This window comes from Nitrospira sp. (genome assembly GCA_016788885.1).
Taxonomy (GTDB): domain Bacteria; phylum Nitrospirota; class Nitrospiria; order Nitrospirales; family Nitrospiraceae; genus Nitrospira_A.
On the sequence record JAEURX010000043.1, the window covers coordinates 54,471 to 75,346 of the forward strand.

The 20,876-nt window shown below is 59.6% G+C and carries 18 protein-coding genes and 1 pseudogene; 14 read left to right on the top strand and 5 right to left on the bottom strand.

The window, feature by feature from the left end:
• Positions 1–7: 7 nt before the first annotated feature.
• Positions 8–1,702: an NADH-quinone oxidoreductase subunit L gene (locus JNL86_11995; protein MBL8043629.1), complete on the bottom strand. Its 1,695-nt coding sequence runs from the start codon at positions 1,700–1,702 to the stop codon at positions 8–10.
• Positions 1,703–2,075: 373 nt separating this feature from the next.
• On the opposite strand from JNL86_11995, the gene JNL86_12000 reads away from it, so the two are divergent.
• The 7 genes from JNL86_12000 (at position 2,076) to JNL86_12030 (ending at position 9,897) form a co-directional block, all read left to right on the top strand.
• The gene (locus JNL86_12000) at positions 2,076–2,438 is read left to right on the top strand and encodes a DUF2294 domain-containing protein (GenBank protein MBL8043630.1); all 363 of its coding nucleotides are present in this window, start codon (positions 2,076–2,078) and stop codon (positions 2,436–2,438) included.
• 46 nt (positions 2,439–2,484) lie between these two features.
• Positions 2,485–3,960, top strand: a complete 1,476-nt coding sequence (locus tag JNL86_12005) for a YdiU family protein (protein MBL8043631.1) — start codon at positions 2,485–2,487, stop codon at positions 3,958–3,960.
• A 232-nt stretch (positions 3,961–4,192) separates the two neighbouring features.
• Positions 4,193–7,351, top strand: a complete 3,159-nt coding sequence (locus tag JNL86_12010; protein MBL8043632.1) for a hypothetical protein — start codon at positions 4,193–4,195, stop codon at positions 7,349–7,351.
• Positions 7,352–7,431: 80 nt separating this feature from the next.
• A complete protein-coding gene (locus tag JNL86_12015; GenBank protein ID MBL8043633.1) occupies positions 7,432–8,145 on the top strand; it encodes a hypothetical protein in 714 nt (237 codons plus the stop codon).
• A 4-nt stretch (positions 8,146–8,149) separates the two neighbouring features.
• Complete coding sequence (locus tag JNL86_12020; GenBank protein MBL8043634.1) at positions 8,150–8,896, top strand: alpha/beta fold hydrolase; 747 nt, start codon at positions 8,150–8,152, stop codon at positions 8,894–8,896.
• Positions 8,897–8,898: 2 nt separating this feature from the next.
• Positions 8,899–9,066, top strand: coding sequence for a hypothetical protein (locus tag JNL86_12025; GenBank protein MBL8043635.1), 168 nt, complete (start codon positions 8,899–8,901; stop codon positions 9,064–9,066).
• A 24-nt stretch (positions 9,067–9,090) separates the two neighbouring features.
• Positions 9,091–9,897 (top strand): pyridoxamine 5'-phosphate oxidase family protein, encoded by an 807-nt coding sequence (locus tag JNL86_12030; protein MBL8043636.1) that lies wholly within the window; start codon positions 9,091–9,093, stop codon positions 9,895–9,897.
• Positions 9,898–9,953: 56 nt separating this feature from the next.
• Here JNL86_12030 and JNL86_12035 read toward each other — a convergent pair.
• Positions 9,954–10,577: pseudogene (locus tag JNL86_12035) on the bottom strand (lipid-binding SYLF domain-containing protein).
• 218 nt (positions 10,578–10,795) lie between these two features.
• On the opposite strand from JNL86_12035, the gene ettA reads away from it, so the two are divergent.
• The 4 genes from ettA (at position 10,796) to JNL86_12055 (ending at position 15,538) form a co-directional block, all read left to right on the top strand.
• On the top strand, positions 10,796–12,454 hold the full coding sequence (ettA, locus tag JNL86_12040) for an energy-dependent translational throttle protein EttA (protein ID MBL8043637.1): 1,659 nt from the start codon (positions 10,796–10,798) through the stop codon (positions 12,452–12,454).
• Positions 12,455–12,729: 275 nt separating this feature from the next.
• On the top strand, positions 12,730–13,986 hold the full coding sequence (locus JNL86_12045) for a patatin-like phospholipase family protein (protein MBL8043638.1): 1,257 nt from the start codon (positions 12,730–12,732) through the stop codon (positions 13,984–13,986).
• On the top strand, positions 13,983–14,657 hold the full coding sequence (locus tag JNL86_12050) for an NAD(P)H-binding protein (protein MBL8043639.1): 675 nt from the start codon (positions 13,983–13,985) through the stop codon (positions 14,655–14,657). The genes JNL86_12045 and JNL86_12050 overlap by 4 nt, the downstream gene beginning before the upstream one ends.
• Positions 14,654–15,538: an SDR family oxidoreductase gene (locus JNL86_12055; GenBank protein ID MBL8043640.1), complete on the top strand. Its 885-nt coding sequence runs from the start codon at positions 14,654–14,656 to the stop codon at positions 15,536–15,538. Before JNL86_12050 ends, JNL86_12055 begins: the two co-directional genes overlap by 4 nt.
• A 1-nt stretch (position 15,539) precedes the next feature.
• Here the strand turns inward: JNL86_12055 and JNL86_12060 are convergent, their stop codons facing one another.
• Positions 15,540–15,896: a cytochrome c gene (locus JNL86_12060; protein ID MBL8043641.1), complete on the bottom strand. Its 357-nt coding sequence runs from the start codon at positions 15,894–15,896 to the stop codon at positions 15,540–15,542.
• Between the two features lie 179 nt (positions 15,897–16,075).
• On the opposite strand from JNL86_12060, the gene JNL86_12065 reads away from it, so the two are divergent.
• Complete coding sequence (locus tag JNL86_12065; protein ID MBL8043642.1) at positions 16,076–16,876, top strand: DUF1295 domain-containing protein; 801 nt, start codon at positions 16,076–16,078, stop codon at positions 16,874–16,876.
• Between the two features lie 152 nt (positions 16,877–17,028).
• Here JNL86_12065 and JNL86_12070 read toward each other — a convergent pair whose 3' ends face one another.
• Positions 17,029–17,250: a hypothetical protein gene (locus JNL86_12070; protein MBL8043643.1), complete on the bottom strand. Its 222-nt coding sequence runs from the start codon at positions 17,248–17,250 to the stop codon at positions 17,029–17,031.
• Positions 17,251–17,349: 99 nt separating this feature from the next.
• A complete protein-coding gene (locus tag JNL86_12075; protein ID MBL8043644.1) occupies positions 17,350–17,661 on the bottom strand; it encodes a hypothetical protein in 312 nt (103 codons plus the stop codon).
• 113 nt (positions 17,662–17,774) lie between these two features.
• On the opposite strand from JNL86_12075, the gene JNL86_12080 reads away from it, so the two are divergent.
• Both JNL86_12080 and JNL86_12085 read left to right on the top strand, forming a co-directional pair.
• The gene (locus JNL86_12080; GenBank protein MBL8043645.1) at positions 17,775–19,238 is read left to right on the top strand and encodes a TldD/PmbA family protein; all 1,464 of its coding nucleotides are present in this window, start codon (positions 17,775–17,777) and stop codon (positions 19,236–19,238) included.
• On the top strand, positions 19,235–20,581 hold the full coding sequence (locus JNL86_12085; GenBank protein ID MBL8043646.1) for a TldD/PmbA family protein: 1,347 nt from the start codon (positions 19,235–19,237) through the stop codon (positions 20,579–20,581). The genes JNL86_12080 and JNL86_12085 overlap by 4 nt, the downstream gene beginning before the upstream one ends.
• Positions 20,582–20,876: the final 295 nt, after the last annotated feature.

Here is a 20,876-nt window from a genome sequence, read left to right on the forward strand (position 1 = left end):
TGAGGGGTCACGACAGGCGTTTCTCCAGGCGATGGGCGACGCGAGTCACGAGGCGGCCGATATGTAGGTAGGCCTGATCAAGGTAGAGCCGGTTCGTGCACACGACATACAGTCGAACGAGCAAGGCCTCGATCCAGTGGGGAATGGTGATCGTACGGCCATGCGCGTGGGCATAGAGATAGACCCAGCTCAGCACCGTCATCAGGGTGGTGCCGACGACCAAGCTGTCGAAGAGTCGCCCGGGAAGTGCCGCCGCCTTAAAGTAGGAGGCCACCTCTTCGGGGTTCGGGTACAAGAAGCGGGTGAAGCTCTCCACCGCAAACAGATAGGTGAAGACCACGATGACCAGGGTCACCAGCATGGCGGCAGAGACTTTCCACGAAGCCACGGCACGGATGCGCGTCAGCGAGAGGATGGCCTGCGACGAGGTGACCCAGATGAAAAACAGGAAAATGACGGTGCCTTGCGATTCGAGCAGCGGAATTCTCAGGACACCGTGAGTGACCAGCAGGATGATCAGCGGCAACACCAACGTGGTGAAGAATCCGGTCGACCAAGTCAGGTTGGAGAACTCGCTCTCTTCCGCCTCCCGATCGAGGTGGGGAAACGACGGCTCCTGGCGGGCCTTATGGATGACATTGCCGCAATTGAGGAACACGGTGCCTTTGAACAGGCCATGTGCGATCAGATGGAACACGGCGAGGGAAAAGGCGCCCAGGCCGCATTCCATGATCATGTAGCCCATCTGCCCGATGGTCGAAAAGCCCAGCGTTTTCTTGATGTCGTTTTGAGTCAACATCATGGTGGCGCCGAGGATGGCCGTCAGCATGCCGATGATGAAGACCACGTGTAACGTTGATGGACTCAGCCCGTACAGCGGGGCGAGCCGGTTGAGCAGAAATCCTCCGGCATTGATGATGCCCGCGTGTAACAGGGCGTGGATCGGCGTCGGGGCGTAGAGGGAGCGGGGCAGCCAGGTGTGAATCGGGAACTGGGCCGACTTGCCCATTGCGCCGCCGAAAATAAGCAACGTCACGGCGGTCACGCCGTTCATCTCCCAACCCAGTTCGGGCCAGATGAAGAGCGTGATGGGCGTCTCCGCGGCGCGTGTAAACAAGGTCTGAAACTCGAACGTGCCGTACAACGAATAGGCTAGGACAATGCCTGCGAGGAAGGCGGCATCGCTGAGCCGCAACATGGTGAACGTATTGGCGGCGCCGGAGAGGGTGGCGGCGTGGCCGTGATTGTGGGCCAGAAGAAACAGGAGCCAGGAGAGAATTTGCCAGAAGATGAACAGCATCACCAGATTCGCGCTGGAAACCATGCAGAGCAGGACCGCGGTCGTGAGGCCCAACATGCCCAGATATCGCCGATACCCGCGATCCTGATACATGTACCCCATGGAATAGCGATAAATGAGCGTGGTTACGCCGGTGATGAGGACCATCATGACGGCACTGAGCCGGTCAATGTAGAAGCCGATCGGGAAGGCGAGATTGGAGATGGCCGCCGGATCGTACCACTGAATAGTGACCGGCCCACCGGAGGTCACCAGCGCGAGGGTGAGGAGGGCACCCAAGAACGACGCGACGATCGGGAGGAGCCCGGCCCGCGCATTCTGGTCCTGTTCGGCGCGGTCGCCGGTCATCACGATGAAGGCCGTCAGCAACGGCAACAACGGGACGAGGACGAGGAAAGACATGCCGACCCTCTATGATCCATGAAAAGAAAAAGGCCAGCCGACGGTCCTTGCAACAAGGAACCAACGACTGGCCTGCACTGTCCCCGGCCTTTCCCAACAGGGAAACACCGGCAAGACCCTACTGCCTGTCTCATTGCATGACTGGTGTGGGTCCGGGCCGCGCACGAATCACGACCTTTCGTCGGCACCACCGGAAAACTCCGGTAGATGTAGCCGTGCATCCCCCGTAATTGCAAGCGAAAAGTCGGCGAACCCGGAGGGTGAGCGTGGCCCTGTTCGAGGCGGGGCGGAGGGGGGTTGGAGTGGGGAAGCAGCCGCGACTATAATCCGTCCGACCATCGCGCAGACTCACACGAAAAGGATAGCAGGAACCGTGGCCAGTAAGGGTGAAAAAGAAGCCGCCGTTCGGACGGCGATCATCAAATTTGAGCAGGAATTCCTGGGCCGCGGTCCGGACGAGGTGCGGGTGTTCATTGTGCGCGATATGCTCGTCGTGCGCTTGAAGGGAGTGCTGACGCCGGCCGAGCGGCAATTGGCCAAGACGGCGGAAGGCATTGATATGGTGAAACGCCTCCGCCAGAACCTGATCGCACAAGGGCGGGAACGCCTGTGCGAACAAGTCGCGGAACTGATCGGAGCCAAGATCACGGCGCTCTTCACGGATATCGATACCGTCGTGGGTGAGCGCATTTTTGTCTTTACGTTGGAGTCCGACCTGGAAGCCAACTTCCGGTGACGGGGAGAAAGGATAGGCCGGCATCCTGCGGACCGGCGTCGAGGATATGACTCTCCACACGCTAGAAACCCTCCGCTTCGATAATCGCTACGCGCGATTGCCGGAAGCCTTTTATGCCAAGGTGAATCCCACTCCCTTCAGCAGTGCACCGTTCCTGATCAGTGCGAACCGGATGGCCATGGAGTTGCTCGACCTGGACTCGCGCGAAGCGACGAGATCGGAATTCGCCGGGGTGTTCGGCGGCAGCCTGCTGGTGCCGGGGATGGAACCACTGGCCATGCTGTATTCCGGTCATCAGTTCGGGGTGTATGTGCCTCAGCTCGGCGATGGGCGGGCGATTCTCCTGGGAGAAGTCCTCAACGAGCGCGGCGAGCGGTGGGATCTGCATCTGAAAGGCGCGGGCATGACCCCGTTTTCCCGCGACGGAGACGGGCGTTCGGTGCTGCGGTCGGCCATCCGCGAATACCTCTGCTGCGAAGCGATGCATGGCCTCGGCATTCCGACGACGCGCGCCCTCTGCCTGGTCGGCAGCGACGAGAAGGTCTACCGCGAGCAGGTGGAAACCGGCGCGACTATCGTCCGGATGGCGCCGTCGCATGTGCGGTTCGGGAGTTTTGAAATCTTCTATTACCGGAAGCAGCATGAGCATCTTCAGCGATTAGCCGACCACGTGATCGAGTCGCATTTCCCCCATCTGGCGTCGACCGCCGACAAGTATCTCCGTTTCTTTGCAGAAGTGGTCGAGCGCACGGCGGCACTCATTGCGCAGTGGCAGGCGGTGGGGTGGTCGCATGGCGTGTTGAACACCGACAACATGTCGATTCTTGGGCTGACGCTGGACTACGGTCCTTATGGGTTCATGGACGACTACGACCCGGGCTTTATCTGCAACCACTCGGACTATAACGGGCGCTATGCCTTCAATCAGCAGCCGTACATCGGTTTGTGGAACCTGAGTTGCCTCGCACAAACCCTGTTGCCCTTCGTGCCCAAAGAGGAACTCAAGGCCGTCTTGGACAGCTATCAGGAGACGATCGATCGGTTCTATCGAGCTCGCATGTCGAACAAAGCGGGATTTGCGGAGGAGCGTGCTGAGGATCCCGCTCTGCTGGACGAACTGAAATCGCTCATGGCCGGCAGCCGCGTGGATTACACGATCTTCTGGCGCGAGCTTGGCGCCTTCTCATCCGAGCCTGGTGCGAAGAACGAACGGCTGCGGGAACACTTCCTCAGTCCTGAGCAGTTCGATGTCTGGGCCGCTCGATATCGGGAACGGTTGCACGCTGAGCAGAGCCGCGACGAAGAACGGCGTGTCCGGATGGATCGCGTCAACCCGAAGTACGTGTTGCGCAACTATCTCGCGCAAGGAGCCATCGAGAAGGCTCAGCAGAAGGACTATGCCGAGATCGACCGCCTGCTCACCTTGCTCCAGGATCCGTACACGGATCACCCCGACATGAATTCCTACGCGGCCGCTCCGCCGAACTGGGGCAAACATCTCAGTGTGAGCTGCTCGTCATAGCGGTTCATCTTCACGCGCCATTGTCCTCACTAGCTATGCCACGGTATCCAATTGGATACGGCTCTGTATCCTCGTCGATACGACAAGAGCCCGTGGCCGTCTCAGTTTGCGCATACACCCCATCAATTATCTTGCCGTTCTCATACTACGTAGTTGGCATGAGAGATGCTGCATTTACGTAGAGTCAACGAAGTCACCCTCAGCCTTGGTCGATCGGAGCAAGGGACTGCGTATGGCGTTCAAGGGAGACGATTCCACCCTATCCTTGGCCACGACGGTCACCTTGGCCCTCGCCGTGGCTGCCATGGTGTTCACGAAGAACCCGCTGCAGAGTTCAAGGCCGCCGAGCATGGGCACGGGATTGCACCAAACGACTGAAGAGCTGAAAGTCCCGGCCAGGCTCTGGGAGGATCCCTTCACGGCAGTCGAAAGGGCGTCGGATGCGAACAAGCAATTCTCCGTCCTTGCCATCGACCGAAGGAGCATCGAGCTGGGAACTGTGGCGGTGAGTCCTCAATCACCCCGCATCACTGGTTTGGACAGCTTGCACCGGAGAATCCGGGACATTGATGCGCTTGGTGAACGAATCCTGACATTGGTGGTGATGACCCAAGACGGATCCTCGGTTGAAGCAGTGGAAAACCGTATCCGTGACCGATATGCCGTAGCTGCCGCACTGGAAGTGGGGTGTTTCGCCCCGGAGAAAGATGAGTGGTTGTCGTACTTCACCTGGAACTATCACATTCCCTCACGGAACCCAGCGAACGAGAGCAAGCTCCTTCCGCAATCCACGCCCTATGAGTGGTACAGTCGGAGCCCGATCGGGTTGTGCCATGGATCGAACGAGCTGTTCGAAGAGATCCGTCATGTGTTGGTCCTCTGGGTGAAAGCGGAGGAAGACGAGGGGACAACGCTTACGCGTATCGATTCGTTGCTCTACTGGATCAAGCCCAGTGGTGCTATGGCAACGAAACTCGTGGGTCCTCGTAGCTCGGCAGATTTTCGGGCAATACTCAAAGAAATCGAACGGACAGCCAGTAGTTCTGAAGGTGCGCGGGCGCATTATCGTTGGCAAGATGACAACGGTACCCTAGAGTTCTACTCCCCCTGGGCCACCGCCATGCCCGGTCTGCTGTCCTATTTATCTGGGCTTGAAGGTGTGAACGATAAGCGAGACTGCCGTTCCTATGTCGCATGCAAGCAAGTGTTTGAGGGGCTGCTGACGGCGGCTGGTCTGGTTCTCTCCTATCGCGTCACCAGTGACGACGTCCTCCTCGAGTCCCTCGTGAAGGAGCTTCACAGGCGGCAGGTCGCGATTGAACATGACAGGATCGCGCTCATCGGAGAGTGGGATTCGTTCTATGCCCGAGCCCTTCCGCTCACCTTCGCTGCCGCGGCCTGTCAGTATGTCGGCAAGTGTCCCAGTCTTGAAGAGGGAATCGATGATCTCCTCGCCGGCAAGCGGTCACTCGGTGAGTTCAACATCTTGCAATATAGTTATCTGAGTGGTTTGGATGGTGACGCCTCAGATGATCGGGCCAGGCGCAGCAAGGTTAAGGAGGGTAGTAAGGAGAAGGACAAAGAGAAAGCGGAAGGCAAGGAGCGATTCCGCGATATCGACTCCTACGAGCGGCCGGAAGGCCAGGCGCAACTCGATTATGTGCGGCGTCTTGTGGCTCGTATCAAGGCCGAGTCTCAAGACAGTGGTTCTGCCGGCGATCGATCGACCGAAGCGAAGAGGGGACAGCTCAAGGCCATCGGAATTCTTGGACGCGATACCTACGATGCGCTCCTGATACTCCAGGCGGTGCGAGAGCAATTTCCGAACACTCTGTTCTTTGCGACCGATCTGGATGCTCGGTATTTTCACGAGGATGAACAGAAATGGACGCGCAACCTCATCGTGGTTTCCCAGTTCGGTTTGCAGCTTGGGTCTTCGTTGCAACAGAGTATCCCGCCGTTCCGCAACTCGCTCCAAACCTCTGCGTTTTTCGCGGTGCTGCAAGCGATTGGTCGAATAACGTCCCAGGGAGCGAACGGCCTTGTTCCGCCCCGAATCTTCGAAATCGGGCGCCATGGTGCGGTCGATCTAAGCCTTGATCATCCAGGGGAAGGCTTGCGAAGGATCCACCCGGTCAGAACAGATGTCGATCCCAGCACAGGAGGACTCAGCCTACCGCCCAGAATCGGCCTCCTCTGGATAGTGGGGTTGGTCTTGGTTTTTCTGGCACTCTGGGGATATGGACGTCTTTGGAACTGGTTGGCGGCGCAAGAGGAACGAAACCCGACGCAGCGCCGTCTTCTCAGGATACAGCGTGGTTCCTGGATCCTTATTCCCGTCATCCTGGCTCTTGTGGTGTGGTGTCAACTTCTCCACTTCCCTTATGCCGAAGATGAGCCATTTTCCTGGTCTGATGGTGTGAGCATTTGGCCCACGGAAGCGCTGCGACTCTTGTCCATCTTCCTGTGCATGGTATTCCTGATCAAGGGCCACGTCGATTCGGTTCGCAATATCGACGAACTCACGAACTCCTTCTTCTACCATGTAGCTCGCCAGCCCAAAGACAGCGGATGGCGCAATGCACTGAAAGGATTCTGGGGCGATCTGAATTGGATGTTTCACGGTTCGACTCGGGACTATCCTGGCACCGTCAGCGCCCTATGGACGCGTTACCGCCAAGCGCACATGTGGCTTCCGCGCGCGGGACGGATCACTCTCGGCTTAGTCTTCTATTTTACTCTAATCTTGCCTCTGTGCTTGTTCATGAACGGTGGGGAGCTGCGGCTCTTCGTGCCCTGTCGAGGCACATTCAGCTGTTCCGCCGACAGGGTGTTTATAGGTTTGAGTGTCCTGTCGTTTCTGGCCTTGAATGTCGCCGTGCTGGATGCAGTGATTCTCTGCACCAAGTGGATCCAGGAAATGCCGGCCGCCGAGGGGTTGAATGAAATGCAACAGATCCGCCTCATCGTCGAGAGAACCAGAATCGTCAATCGCCGGATCCTCTACCCGTTTTTGGTACTCTTCCTTTTGATCGCCGCCCGGAGCCATTATTTTGACCATTGGGACTTTCCACCAGTGCTCATTCTGGTATTGACCGTCAATAGTCTTGTGGCTCTTGCCAGTGCCAGCCTGTTATACCTGGCGGCTATGCAAGCCAAACGGCGGATTCTTGCGCCTCTACAACAGCGGCTCGACCGTCTTGCCCAAGGGCCCGTTCAAGCGGGTTCTGCCGCCGGGGAAGAATTACCGGACAAAGCGTGGCGGCAGATCATCACCGACATCGACGGCATACAACAGGGCGCCTTCGTGCCGTTCTATCAGCAGCCCGTCATCCAAGCGACGTTGGTTGCCGCGCTCGCCTTCCTGCAGTACTGGTATCTCGGCCAATAATCCCATTACACTGCGTGTCATGCTGATAAACGTCCCCGGCATTGACCCCACGACAGGTTTGACGAAGGAACGGTAGCTTCATGGGTGTTGAAAAACTCGGCGGTCTCACGGTTCGCCTGACCGGCGGGACCGATGGCAAGGGCGGGGGCAATGGCCCGTGGGTGGTGCTGCTCCATGGATTCGGCGCGCCGGGGGACGACCTCGTGCCGCTCAGCGAATATCTGGACGCGCCGGCGGGCACGCGGTTTCTCTTCCCCGAAGCGCCGATTCAGATCCCGATGGGCTTTGGCGATTCGCGCGCTTGGTGGATGATCGACATGGCCCGTATCCAAGCGGATCGAGCGGCGGGCAAGGTCCGGGACATGTCGGGTGAGATCCCGCGCGGATTGCCTGAAGCGCGTGCCCGCATGAAGGGGGTGCTCGACGAGATACGCACGACACTCGGTGCCGATCCTGCGCGGACGGTGTTAGGCGGCTTCTCGCAGGGCGCCATGCTATCTTGCGATGCGCTGCTTCATAGCATGCAGCCCTATGCAGGACTCATCCAGCTCTCCGGAACCTTGGTGGCAAAACAGGAGTGGGCGCCGCTGTTGACGAAACGAAAGGGACTGCCCCTCTTTCAAAGCCATGGCACGCAGGATCCCATTCTGCCGTTCAGTATGGCCGAGCGGTTGCGTGATGAATTTCTTCAAGCCGGCGTGACGGTCGAGTGGCAGCCGTTCCGGGGCGGCCATGAAATTCCTGAACCGGTCTTGCGCAAGCTGGGCAGCTTTCTCGTGAAGACGATACGGTAGACGCATGATGACGTCCTTTACACTGACCGGTGCTGACGGGGCAGTCCTTCGCGGTGATCGTCTTGCAGGCAAGGATCGGCAGGTCCTGTTCATCACCGGATTTCTCTCCAAACGCTGGGGCAACAAAAGCAAGGCACTTGCCCAATGGTGCCAGGAGCGAGGATGGGGCTTCTGCTGCTTCGATTTTCGCGGGTGGGGCGATTCAGAAGGACAGTGGGGAGACTATCGGCTGCTTCAATGGCTGGAGGATGCGGAGTCTGTGACGAATCTGCTGGCCGATGGCCCGCCGGTGACGATTGTCGGCAATTCCCTGGGCGGCTGGCTGGCCTGGCTGGTCGCGCAGGAGCAACCGGTCGTCGAAGAACTCATTCTGATCGCCCCGGCTTTTAACATGATGGATCTGCGCGCGACACAAATCTCAACCGAGCGACGCGCACAATGGCAGGTGGCCGGTTCTATGCCCTGGGATGACGAACCCTTGCACAAGGAGGCGCCGATTCCCTGGCATTGGGTCGAGGACAGCCAAGCGCTCTGGCGCCGTCGCCTCACCATGCCGCGTCGCATGAAGACGACCATTTTGCATGGTCTGCAAGATACGGTGATCAAGCCGGAAGGCAGTTGGGCCTTCGTGCAGCATGTGCTGTCGCAAGATCCGGAGTTTCCTATCGAACTATTGCTGAAAACCGGCGATCACCGGCTGAGCAGTCCGGAGCATGTGGACACGATCCGGCGACTGGTGGTGAAGGAATAGCGATGTTGGTCTTAATTCATAAAGAATGCGGCGGCCCGGCGCTGGAGGAATCTCCGGTCGGAGAAGTCTGCGCGGTTCCGGTCGATCGGTTTCCATTTTCTTGCTTCACTTGTCTGGAAGAAATCGTCGACGAATCGGAATTGCGGCTCACAGAAGATTTGGGCATTTGACCCATAAAGGAAGGTGAGAATTTCATGTCATCGTTAGGAGCACATAACAGCGGGCCGGACGAAGAAGGCCCCGACGTTCCCGAACCGTCCCATGCCGAAAAGGCCAGAACCTTGGTGCATCTGCAGCAGACAGGTGGCCTCTCGACCATCTCGCGTAAGCAACCGGGCTGGCCGTTCGGATCGGTGATGCCGTACGGGTTGGATGATCAGGGGCAGCCGAGTTTTTTGATCAGCACCATGGCGATGCACACGCAGAATCTGCTCGGGGATCCGCGCGCGAGCCTGCTGATTACCCCGCCGGAAAGTCAGCGTGATCCGCTGGGTGCGGCTAGGGTCACTCTAATGGGCTCGGTCACGAAGGTTCCGAAAAACGAAGTCGCACCGGTGCGCGAACGGTACTTGTCTCGTCATGCAAACGCGGCCTATTGGGTCGACTTCGATGACTTTGCCTTTTTCCGCATGGCACTGGCGGACATCTATTTTGTCGGGGGCTTTGGTTCCATGGGCTGGGTCGCACCGGCCGAGTATATGGCGGCTGCGGTAGATCCGTTGGCAGAGGCTGCATCCGACCTGATCCGTGAGATCAACAGCGCACAGCAGGAGACGCTGCTGCTGCTCGCGCGCGAATGCGGCAAGCTGGAGGCCGAGCAGGGGAGTATCACGACGATAGACCGACTGGGCTTTCATCTGCGCGTCAAAACACCCGACCGCATGCAGGGGGGACGATTTGCCTTCACTCACCCGGTGCGGACAGCGCAGGAGGCACGGGCGGGTCTTGCCGATCTGGCAACGAAGGCGAAGGCTGGGGCGCAAGTGCTGCACTCCCTGTAACCGCCGATGGAAATCTCGGGGCTTTGCTTGGTGGGTCGCAATGGGGTCTGCCGGGATTACTTCCCCTCGATTGCCTTCCTAATCTCCGCGCGCAGCACGTCCGAATGCGGATTCTTCACCTCGCGACGAATCACGATGTCGGTGGGCGAGACTGCCTTGCCGTAATAGGCGCGGCTCCATTCCTCCCGCGAGATGAGCGCCGCTCCTTCCAGCGACACACCCGCGAACAGACCTTTGGCCCGCACGAACGACAACAGATCCGCACTGAGATTGGGCGTCGTCGCGCCGGAAACGCCGGCGCCGACCGGACCGACGGCGACCGATCCATCCGCCCCCAGTTTGAAATTGCCCAGCAGCAGCGAATCGACCCCGCGTTGCGTCAGAACTAACAACACCACTTCCGACATCTGCGCGCCGAACTGAAAGCCGAAGCTGGCGGCGCCCATCGTGAAGAAGGCCGGTTCGCTCCATTCGCCGGTCTTCTCGTCTTTGGCGACAAAGACGCCGCTGCCGCCGGCTGCGCCATAGATCAATGCGCCCTTCATGTATTGCGGCACGATGAACAGGCCTTTGGCGTCTTGGATGTGGTCGCGAAACCAGGTCATGTTGGAATCGGCCAGAAAGTTCGAGAGCGTCATGCGCGACTGGTCCACCAGATCGCGTTGCTCGCGGTCGTCCGCAAGGGCGGAGGCGGCTCCCGTCCAGGTGAGTAGGGGCAGGAGCAGCGCCAGGATGATGCGGCAGGACGTTCTATTAATCCATGCGTTTGGAATCATGAGCCGGCCATCCTGCGCGGTTGTGAATCATGCCGCGCTTTGTTATGGTCATCGATTGCACGAACGAACAGACGACTCACACTCTACTGAGGATGGCTATGGCGACGAACGACAAGCAAGTTATTTTTTCACTGGTCGGGGTAGGCAAGGTCTATCCGCCCAAGAAGCAGGTGCTGCGCGATATCTACCTGGGTTTTTATTACGGCGCCAAGATCGGCGTCCTCGGCTTGAACGGGTCCGGAAAAAGCTCATTGCTGAAAATCATTGCCGGTGTGGATCCAAATTATGTGGGCGAGATCACACGCTCAAAGGGCTATAGCGTCGGCTTGCTTGAGCAGGAGCCGCAGCTCGATCCGAACAAAACCGTCAAAGAAGTCGTGGAGGAAGGCAAGAAAGAACTGGTCGCCTTGCTGCACGAATACGAAGCGGTCAGCAACAGCATGGGCGATGCAGGCCCCGATGAGATGGAAAAACTCATCGACAAGCAGGCCCAGTTGCAGGAGAAGATCGAGGCGGCGAACGGGTGGGAACTTGAAAGTGAACTTGAAATCGCCATGGATGCCCTGCGTTGTCCGCCCGCCGATCAAAAAGTGAGTGTCCTCTCAGGAGGCGAAAAACGCCGTGTGGCGCTCTGCCGCCTCATGATCCAGGAGCCCGACATTCTGCTGCTCGATGAGCCGACCAACCATCTCGACGCCGAATCGGTGCAATGGCTGGAGCAGCATCTGCAACAGTACAAGGGAACCGTCATCGCGGTGACGCACGATCGGTACTTTCTCGACAACGTCGCGGGCTGGATTCTGGAACTGGATCGCGGGCACGGCATTCCGTTTCAAGGCAACTACACCTCCTGGTTGGAGCAGAAGCAGGAGCGGCTGGAGAAAGAAGAGAAGGCCGAATCGAAACGCAAGAAGACGCTGGAACATGAATTGGAATGGATCAGGATGTCGCCGAAGGCCCGCCAATCAAAGGGCAAGGCACGCCTCAATCGCTACGAAGAACTGGTCAATCAAAAACAGGATCAGCTGGCCGCCGAACTGGAAATTTATATTCCACCGGGGCCTCGCCTGGGCGACGTCGTCGTGGAGGCCAAGGGCATCAGCAAGGCCTTCGGCGACAATGTGTTGTATGAGAATGTCGAATTCAGCCTGCCGAAAGGCGGGATCGTCGGCGTGATCGGGCCGAACGGCGCCGGCAAAACGACCATGTTCCGCATGATTATCGGCAAGGACAAGCCGGACAGCGGCACGATCCGGATCGGCGAAACGGTCAAGCTGGGGTATGTGGATCAAGACCGATCGCTTGATCCCAACAAGACCGTCTACGAGATCATCTCCGATGGCCAGGATACGGTGATGTTGGGCAAGGCCGAGGTCAATGCCCGCGGCTACTGCGCCCGCTTCAACTTCGCCGGGACCGACCAGCAGAAAAAAGTTAAGGATCTGTCGGGCGGAGAACGCAATCGCGTCCATCTGGCCCGGATGCTGAAGGAGGGCGCCAACCTCATCATCCTCGACGAGCCGACGAACGATCTCGACGTCAACACCCTCCGCGCCCTGGAAGAGGGGTTGGAAGGGTTTGCCGGTTGCGCCGTCATCAGCAGCCACGACCGCTGGTTCCTCGACCGTATCGCTACGCACATTATGGCTTTCGAAGGCGATAGCAAAGTGGTCTGGTACGAAGGCAACTACAGCGAATACGAAGCCGATCGGAAGCGCCGGCTCGGCAAAGAAGCTGATCAGCCGCACCGGATACGGTATCGCAAGCTGACCAGAAACTAGCCGGCTGTTGAAAAAGGGCTGCCGGCGGCGTTCTCGCGGCGCGAAAAGGCTCCACGTCCCGCAGAGGGTACGCCTCGCCTCTCCGCTGGCTGCGGCCTTGCCGGACAGCCTTTTTGAACAGCCTGCCACGGCCACTGTGTGAGTCTATGAGTCTTTGAGAGTCACCTGGTTGAGGTATGCTCGTACGGTGTCAGCATCCTATTAGCGTCCGCCCCAAAGCCGGAATTCCTTACTAGAGACACATCCGTTTTCCCGACTCAGCCGTAGATTCACACATGAGCTTGTTACTGGGACGTTCCCTCGGCTGTTGGCTCGCGGCGCTGCTGCTGGCTTCTCTGTCTTGCACGACTGCCGACCGTCCTCGGGCCTTTTCTCCTGATCCTCGCCCTGCGCCTACGAGAGCCACATTACAGTTGGGACAGAAGGAATTGGCCGATGGCCGGTTCGTCGGGCTCGCCTTTTCCGGAGGCGGGAGCCGCGCGGCGGTCTTCGGTGCGGCCGTCATGAAAGAGTTGGACCGGGTCGGCCTGTTGTCGCAGGCCGATGTCCTCTCGGCCGTGTCGGGCGGCGGGCTGCCGGCTGCAGCCTATGCCCTGGACGGCTATCGTGACTTTAATTTTCAGAACGGTTTTGAGGAATTGGTCGGCCGTGACATTCAAGGCGCCGTAGCGGGGCCTTGGTACCAAGTGCCCCACAACCTGCTTCGGTACTCCTTCAGAAACACGATACCAGCAGAGCCGGTCATCCGCGCTCTCGACGAAACACTGTTTCACGGCGCGACCTTCGCCGATCTGAATCCCTCGAGACCTATCTTACTATTGAATGCGACAGATGCCCTCACGGGGGATCCGTTGGTCATTGCCGAAGAACGGTTCGCACCATTAGGTATTCCTTTGGCCCCGTTCAGCATCGCCAGGGCCGTGTATATGTCTGCGGCCTACCCCGGTGTGTTGGAGCCTCTGAAGTTGACGGATGGACGTGCCGGCATGAACGGCGCATCGTCCGATCCGATCTTTGCCTATGATGGCGGCGCGGCCGACAACTTGGGCATCCGCACACTGGTGCAGGTGCTGGAGGAGGCGTCGGCCAGCCGTTCGTTACGCGATCTCTTCCCGCAAGGGTGTTGGGTGATTTCCATCGATGCGACGGGCAGGCAGAGGAATGACACACGAACTCCACTGTCCGCCGCCGCCGCCCTGCTGCGAGGCCATCGCCGTAATGTATTGGAGCTGGCGGGAATTCCTGCGTTCCAGCAGGATGTGGCCCAGTTCGGCACGTTCCGGATCGGCCAGGACGGTGCCGGGGGAACCTGCCGATTCTGGCATGTTGCGTTGCGCCAGTTGCCGGACAGTGATCCGCTGGGCGAACAGGTTACGCACATCAAAACGAATCTGGGGTTGCCGGCTGGGGATCAGGCTGCGCTGATGGCTGCGGCAGCCCGCCTCGTCGCGAAAGGGTTCGAGGAGATGAACGGAATGGCCGGCTGGGCCGGTTTGCTTCGGACCAAGCCGGCGCTGCTGTCACATCCATGACGCAGACCACTAATAGACAGCGAGTCTTTCTCACCGGCGCCACTGGATACCTGGGGTCCCGGCTTCTTCCTTTGTTGCTTGAACGGGGCCATGACGTGACGGCGTTGGTTCGCGCGGCATCCGCGAAGAAGGTTCCGGCCGGGTGCCGGGTCGTGGTCGGCAATCCATTGCAGGCGGACACGTTCGCAGAATCGGTGCGGGGACACGATACACTCGTGCAGCTGGTCGGCGTGCCGAAACCATCGCCTTGGAAAGGGACGCAGTTTCGCGCGGTCGATGGACCCAGTGCGCGGGCGTCGATTGCCGCCGCCAGTGCAGCCGCGGTCAGGCACGTTGTGTATGTCAGTGTCGCCCATCCGGCCCCGATCATGCGGGAGTATATCGCCGTCCGCCGTGACTGTGAGGCTGCGATTGCGACGGCGAGGTTGCTCGCGACGATTCTCAGGCCTTGGTATATTTTGGGTCCGAAACACTGGTGGCCGTTGGCGTTGCTGCCGGTCTATCGTGTGTTGGAGCGAGTACCTGCGACAAGAGAAGCAGCCATGCGTTTGGGATTGGTCTCGATTCGGGAGATGCTCGCGGCTCTGCTGTGGTCGATTGAACATCCTCCGGTGAAGACGAGGGTGATCGAGGTGCCGGATATTCGCCGTCTGGGGCGGAGCGAACCGTGAAACCGGTCGCACTCATTACCGGCGCTGCCGGTTTGATCGGCGGCTATCTCGCCAGAAGCGCGCCGCGCTGGGTGCCTGGGTGGGAGGTGCGCGGCGTGACCAGGGCTGAAGTCGACCTCACCGATCGGGCGCAGGTACAACGCCTCTGGAATCATCACAGGCCAAATCTTGTTCTCCACTGCGCGGCGTTGAGCCGCACCGGTCTGTGTGAGCAAGATCCTGCGCAGGCCCGGTTGATCAATGTCGAAGCGACCCGGGTCCTGGCCACGCTCGCGCGGGACGTGCCCTTCGTCTTCCTGTCCACCGATCAAGTGTTTGATGGGGCAAAGGGATGCTACGTCGAGACCGATGTCCTTCGTCCGCTCAACGTGTATGGGAAGACGAAAGCGGAGGCGGAACAGGTCGTGCTGGGAAATCCGGCCCATGCAGTCGTGCGCATCGCGTTGACGGCGGGCACGTCACCGACTCGGGACCGGAGTTTCGTCGAAGATATGATGCGGGCTGCGGCGAAAGGCAACAAGCTCACGCTCTTTACGGACGAGTTCCGTTGTCCAATGCCGGCTGGTGCTTTGGTGCGGGCGCTCTGGGAATTTGGCGTGCAGCGCCGGTCGGGTGTGTATCACCTGGGAGGCCAGGAACGGTTATCCCGCTGGGAGATCGGAGAGCTGCTGGCGGTACGGTTTCCAGAATTGCGATCTGCAATTCAACCGGGATCGGTCGTCGGGTATCAGGGTCCGCCCCGGCCGCCGGATCTGTCGATGTGTAGCGACAAGATGCAGGCGCTCTTGTCGTTTCGCCTGCCGGGCCTCCGCCAATGGCTATCGGATGGGTCATCGGTCGGCGCTGATCCCTGGGACTATCCCCATCAAGAATCTCGATAGATCAGTGGGGGAGCGTGCGAATATAGGCCAGCACGTTCTGAATATCGCGGTCCGAGAGCAGGCCTTTCCACGAAGGCATGTTCGGTTTTCCTTCGTGGATAGTGGCGAGCAGCGCGCGATCTGATTTTTTCCTGGTCGCGGGCGCCGTCAGATTCGCCGGATCGGGTCCGAGCAACTTGTAGCCATCCCCTTTGCCATCAGGACCATGGCATCCGGCGCAGTGCTTGACGAACAGCCGTTTTCCTTTTGCCAGAGTATCGGTCTTTCCCGCCGTTTCACCACGCGCGTCCGCCTGAATCAGGACTGTGCCGGCGATCGCCATGACGATCACCATCGTAGCGATATATCTCCCCTTCATCTCTGTTCCTCCCGTGAGTGACGTCACACCTTGCTCTGATATACGCGATCATACGCTCGCTGTGGTGGCAATGCCATGCGACCTGCGGTCCGTGTGTTGCGCAGGACGTCGTAGTACAATCATCCCACCACGGGCGTTGACTCTTGTGTCTTCGCGTTTCACCTTCGACCACTGATCTCATGACCGCGACAGACCCCCTGTCCCTCATCATGACCGCCTGGGCTGCTTCGGCGCTCCTGATGGGTGCGCTCTGGCTGCTTGAGCGCCGTCTGCGGAACTTGTCGATAGCCGATGTCGGGTGGTGTTACGGATTGGCCCTCGTGCTGCTGTGGTATGCAGGATTAGTGTCGGGAGAACCGGCGCGGCGTCTGTTGGTCTGCGTGATGGTCGTCGTCTATGCGGTCCGCCTCGGCACGCATGTGCTGTTCGATCGACTGTGGGGAAAATCGGAGGACGGTCGCTACCGCGCCCTGCGCCTTCAATGGGGCGAACAGGGCTCGCTGCGCCGGTTCTGGTATTTTCAATTGCAGGCTGCCGCCATCGCCTGGTTCTCCTTGCCACCGCTGGTCGTCATGCAGAATCCCTTTCCGCCGTTTCATCTCGTGGAACTACTCGGCCTGCTCCTGTGGATTGTTGCGGTGACGGGGGAGGCGGTGTCCGATCGGCAGTTGGCGGCCTTCCGCCGTCAACCTTGGAACAAGGACCGCGTGTGCCGGGAAGGACTGTGGCACTACTCGCGCCACCCCAATTACTTTTTTGAATGGCTGCACTGGTGGAGTTACGTGGTCATGGGAGTGGCGAGTCCGTTGGGCAACTGGGGTTTGACGTTGATTGGTCCGCTCACGATGGGCTGGGCGCTTTTAAAGGTCACCGGCATTCCCTGGACGGAGACGCAGACGATGAAAAGTCGTGGTCTCGAGTATGCGGACTATCAGCGCACGACCAATGCGTTTATTCCCTGGCCGCCACGTCGACCCTAACAGGAGGCCGAAAAAGTCCGCCAGCGGCGTTCTCGCTTCTCGTCGAGGCTCACCGTACCACAAGAGTACGATTCACCTCTCCGCTAGCTGCGGCCTTGCTGGAAGAACTTTTTAGGTCTCCTGTGGACGCCTGATAGGATAAATGGCTGCTGTTATGGTTTGGCGAGTTCGGCCAGCCGCGCGCGGGCCGTCTTGGCGGCGGGACTGTCCGGATACTGACGGAGGATGTCTTCGTACAGTTCTTTGGCATGGGTCAGATTGGTTTGGCGTTCTTCAAACTGGGCGGTTTCGAGCAGTTGCGACGCCTGATCCTGGCCGCAAGCCGAGCCGCTCAGAAGCAGAACTGCAATGGTGCATGTCAGCAATCTGTTCATGCGGCGGTCCTTTCGTTGATCGGTCGGATGCGTGCCGATGTCAGTGTGTGCCATGTCTGTATCCGTTTCCAGCGAGATGGCAGAGACGAAACCACATCATTACGAGCCGGACTCTTCCCGGATGCCATACCGTGGAGAGGTAATGGCTTCGCTTCTGCAGCGGGGACAACGACTGGGGCGCGTGAGCCTGGTTCGATCGCGAAAGGCATACGTACAGTCCTGGCAGTATGAGGGTTCCAGCAGAAATGTCCGTGACGCATCGCGAGCGAGGGTTTTCACAATGTGGGTCAAATGATCTTCCACCTGGCGCTCCGGCATGCCGAGAAGCTGGGCCAACTGGTGAGACGATAACAGGGTGCCGGTCAGCAGCGTCATGATTCGCTGCCGGGGCGTCTGTGGTGGAGTGATCATGCCGGAATGATTGTAGGGGAACCGCGTGCCGATGAAAAGGCAGGAATGAGCGACCGCGATCTTGCTATACTACGCGAAACTGCCTGCGCGTTCGCGCAGGGAAAGACGCCGTTATGAGTGGATCGCAGTGGGACGAGTTGGCCGAATTGGCATTGTCTCGTGTGCGCGCGGCCGGAGTCGAGTATGCGGATATCCGCCTGCTGGACACAACGATGCGCACGATCAGCGGTGAAGACCGGCGCATCGCGCATATCCGCGAGTCCACCGATCGAGGGTTCGGCATTCGAGTCCTGCACCGCGGCGCCTGGGGCTTCGCCGCCAGTTCCATCATTTCTCTCGAAGAAATTCCTCGTGTCGCCGATCTGGCCGTAGAAATCGCAAAAGGCTCGGCTTCGCTCGCCATCACCAAAGTGCATCTCGCGCCGGAGCCGGTCCATGAAGACCGCATCGTCACTCCTTGTCGTTTGGATCCCTTCGCCGTGGCGCTGGAAGAACAGACCGCGCTGCTGCTCAACACGATGGAGGTCATTCAGCGGCATCCTGGTGTGGTGAGAAGTCATGCCAGCTTGTGGGCGCAGCGTGACCGCAAACTGTTCGTGTCTACCGAGGGCTCGCACCTGGAGTTCAACCTGCTGGCAGTGCAGGGAGACTGTACCGCAACGGCCGTCCACGATGGTCGATTTGCGAGCCGGTCCTTCAACACGCCTCACTTGCGAACAGGGTATGAGTTGGTGCGGGATGCCGACTGGACCCGTGAAGGGGCGCGTATCGCCGAACAGGCGGTGGAAAAGGTGCGGGCTCCGGCGATCGACGCAGGGCGGTATGACCTGGTGCTTGATCCCGAACACCTATCATTGACGATGCATGAGTCTTGCGGCCATCCGAGCGAACTGGATCGCGCCCTCGGCTATGAAGCGAACTATGCCGGAACCAGTTTTCTCACACCCGACAAGCGCGGCACGTACCGGTATGGCTCGCCGCACGTGAATCTGGTGGCGGACAACACTGAACCGGGCACGCTGGCGGCGACCGGATATGACGATGACGGCGTCGGTTGCCAGAAGTGGGACATCGTGCGAGAAGGCATCTTTGTCGGCTACTGCACCAATCGCGAAGTGGCGCCGAGAATCAAGGAAGAACGCTCACGCGGATCGAACCGTGCCGACAGTTGGGGATCGGTTCCCATGGTCCGGATTGCCAACATCGGTCTGGAGCCGGGTCGGGCCACGCTGGATGAGCTGCTGGCCGACGTGAAGCGAGGTATTTATATCGAGGGTCATGGGTCGTACAGTATCGACCAGCGGCGGTACAATTTTCAGTTCGGCGGCGATGCGTTTTGGCTGATCGAAAACGGCCGGCGGACGCATATGGTGCGGGATGTCATCTACCACGGCATCACCCCGGAATTCTGGGGGCGCTGCGACGGCGTCGCCGACGCCAGCCACCGCCGCCGGTACGGGTTCATTACCTGCGGAAAAGGGCAACCTGGCCAATCAGGCTGGATGACCCACGCTGCTTCTCACGCCCGCTTCCGGCGCGTGGATGTCATCAGCGGACAGACGAAGGCCGACGCATGACCTCATCGATTACGTCCTCATGGCCGAAACTGACGAACCGCCAGGAATTCGAGTTCCTGGCCGATCTCGTGATGAGTCACTCCACCGGCGATCACACCTTTGTTTCGTTGCGCGATAGTCACGGCGGTACTACTCGGTTCGCCAACAACCAAGTCATTCAAAATGTCAATCTGCGGCGGGGCAGCCTGTCGATCACTGTCGCCTTCGGGCGCCAGCATGGCACCGCGAGCACGACGGATTTCACTGCCGGGGCAGTACGGGAAACCCTCAAGCAGGCCGAAGCGCTCGCCCGTCTCTCGCCTGACGATCCGGAGTATCTTCCGCCGGTCGGAGTGCAAACGTATCTGTCATTGCCGACCTCCCGCCCTGAAACGACTGCCGCGGGCCCGGCACGCCGGCTGGACTATGCGCGTGAAGCGATCGGGCAGTGCAAGATGGAAAATCTGAACGCTGCTGGTACGGTGTCGTCCGGCACGGCCACCGTGGGTCTGGCCGCAGAGACAGGATTGCGAGCCTATGAGGAACGCACCGACGCACGGTTCAGTTTGACCGTCCAGGCCGGCGACGCCACCGGCTGGTCGGCTGCCGCCCATCGCTCCATCGACCGTTTGCATGTACAGGAGCGGACGCTGGCGGCCATTATCAAGGCGAAGCGCGGAGCGGACGAGCCGCAAGAGTTACCGCCCGGGCGTTACACGGTCATCCTGGAACCGGCGGCGGTCGCCGGACTGCTCAGCTGGATGATCTGGATGTTGGACGCAAAATCTTTTTACAAAGGGACGAGCCCGTTCAGCGGAAAATTGGGGTCACGGATCATCGATCGCCGGCTGTCGCTGTTGAATCAACCGGCCCATGCGGACCTCCTGGGAAACGGCTTCACGCATGAAGGATTGCCGGTGATCGAATCCGGATGGATCGAGGCCGGCGTGCTGACTCAGCTCCTGCACGATCGGTATACCGCGCGGGAACACCAAATCGAGACGCTCACGACATTGGAGTCGCCCTACTTATCAGGCGAGCGCCCCATCGGCACGCGGGTGGACGACCTTATTCGCACGACGCAACGGGGTATCCTCGTAACGAATTTCTGGTATATCCGCCCCGTCAATCCGTCTGACCTGACGCTGACCGGTATGACGCGGGATGGAACATTTCTGATAGAAAACGGAGAGATTACGTCAGCCGTCCGGAACTTTCGCTTTCACGAAAGCCCCTTGCGCGCCTTCAACCAGGTGGAGGCCTATACCGCGCCGGCGGAGGCGGTGACCTCAGAAACCGGAAAGGCCCTGGTGCCCGCCATGCGGATCCACGACTTCAACTTCTCCAGTGTCACCCGCTTCTAGCAGGGTGCGGAAAAAGTCCGCCAGCGGCGTTCTCGCATCACGCAGAGGCTCACCGTGCTGCGGGGGTACGACTCGCCTCTGGGACACTGGGCGCTCACCCATTCTCGCCTGTCCGCAGACGTGGCGCTCATTCTTCTTCGCGTCGCGGACCTCACTGCGGCCTTGCCGGACGGTCTTTTTGCTCCCCCTGCGCTGTGTTGAGGCGAGACGACACGTGGAGCTCCGCGCGAGTATTTCGCCGCCTGCTCGTGCCTGAGCGCCGACCCGTTCAGGCTGAAAAAACCCCCTCGGAGCC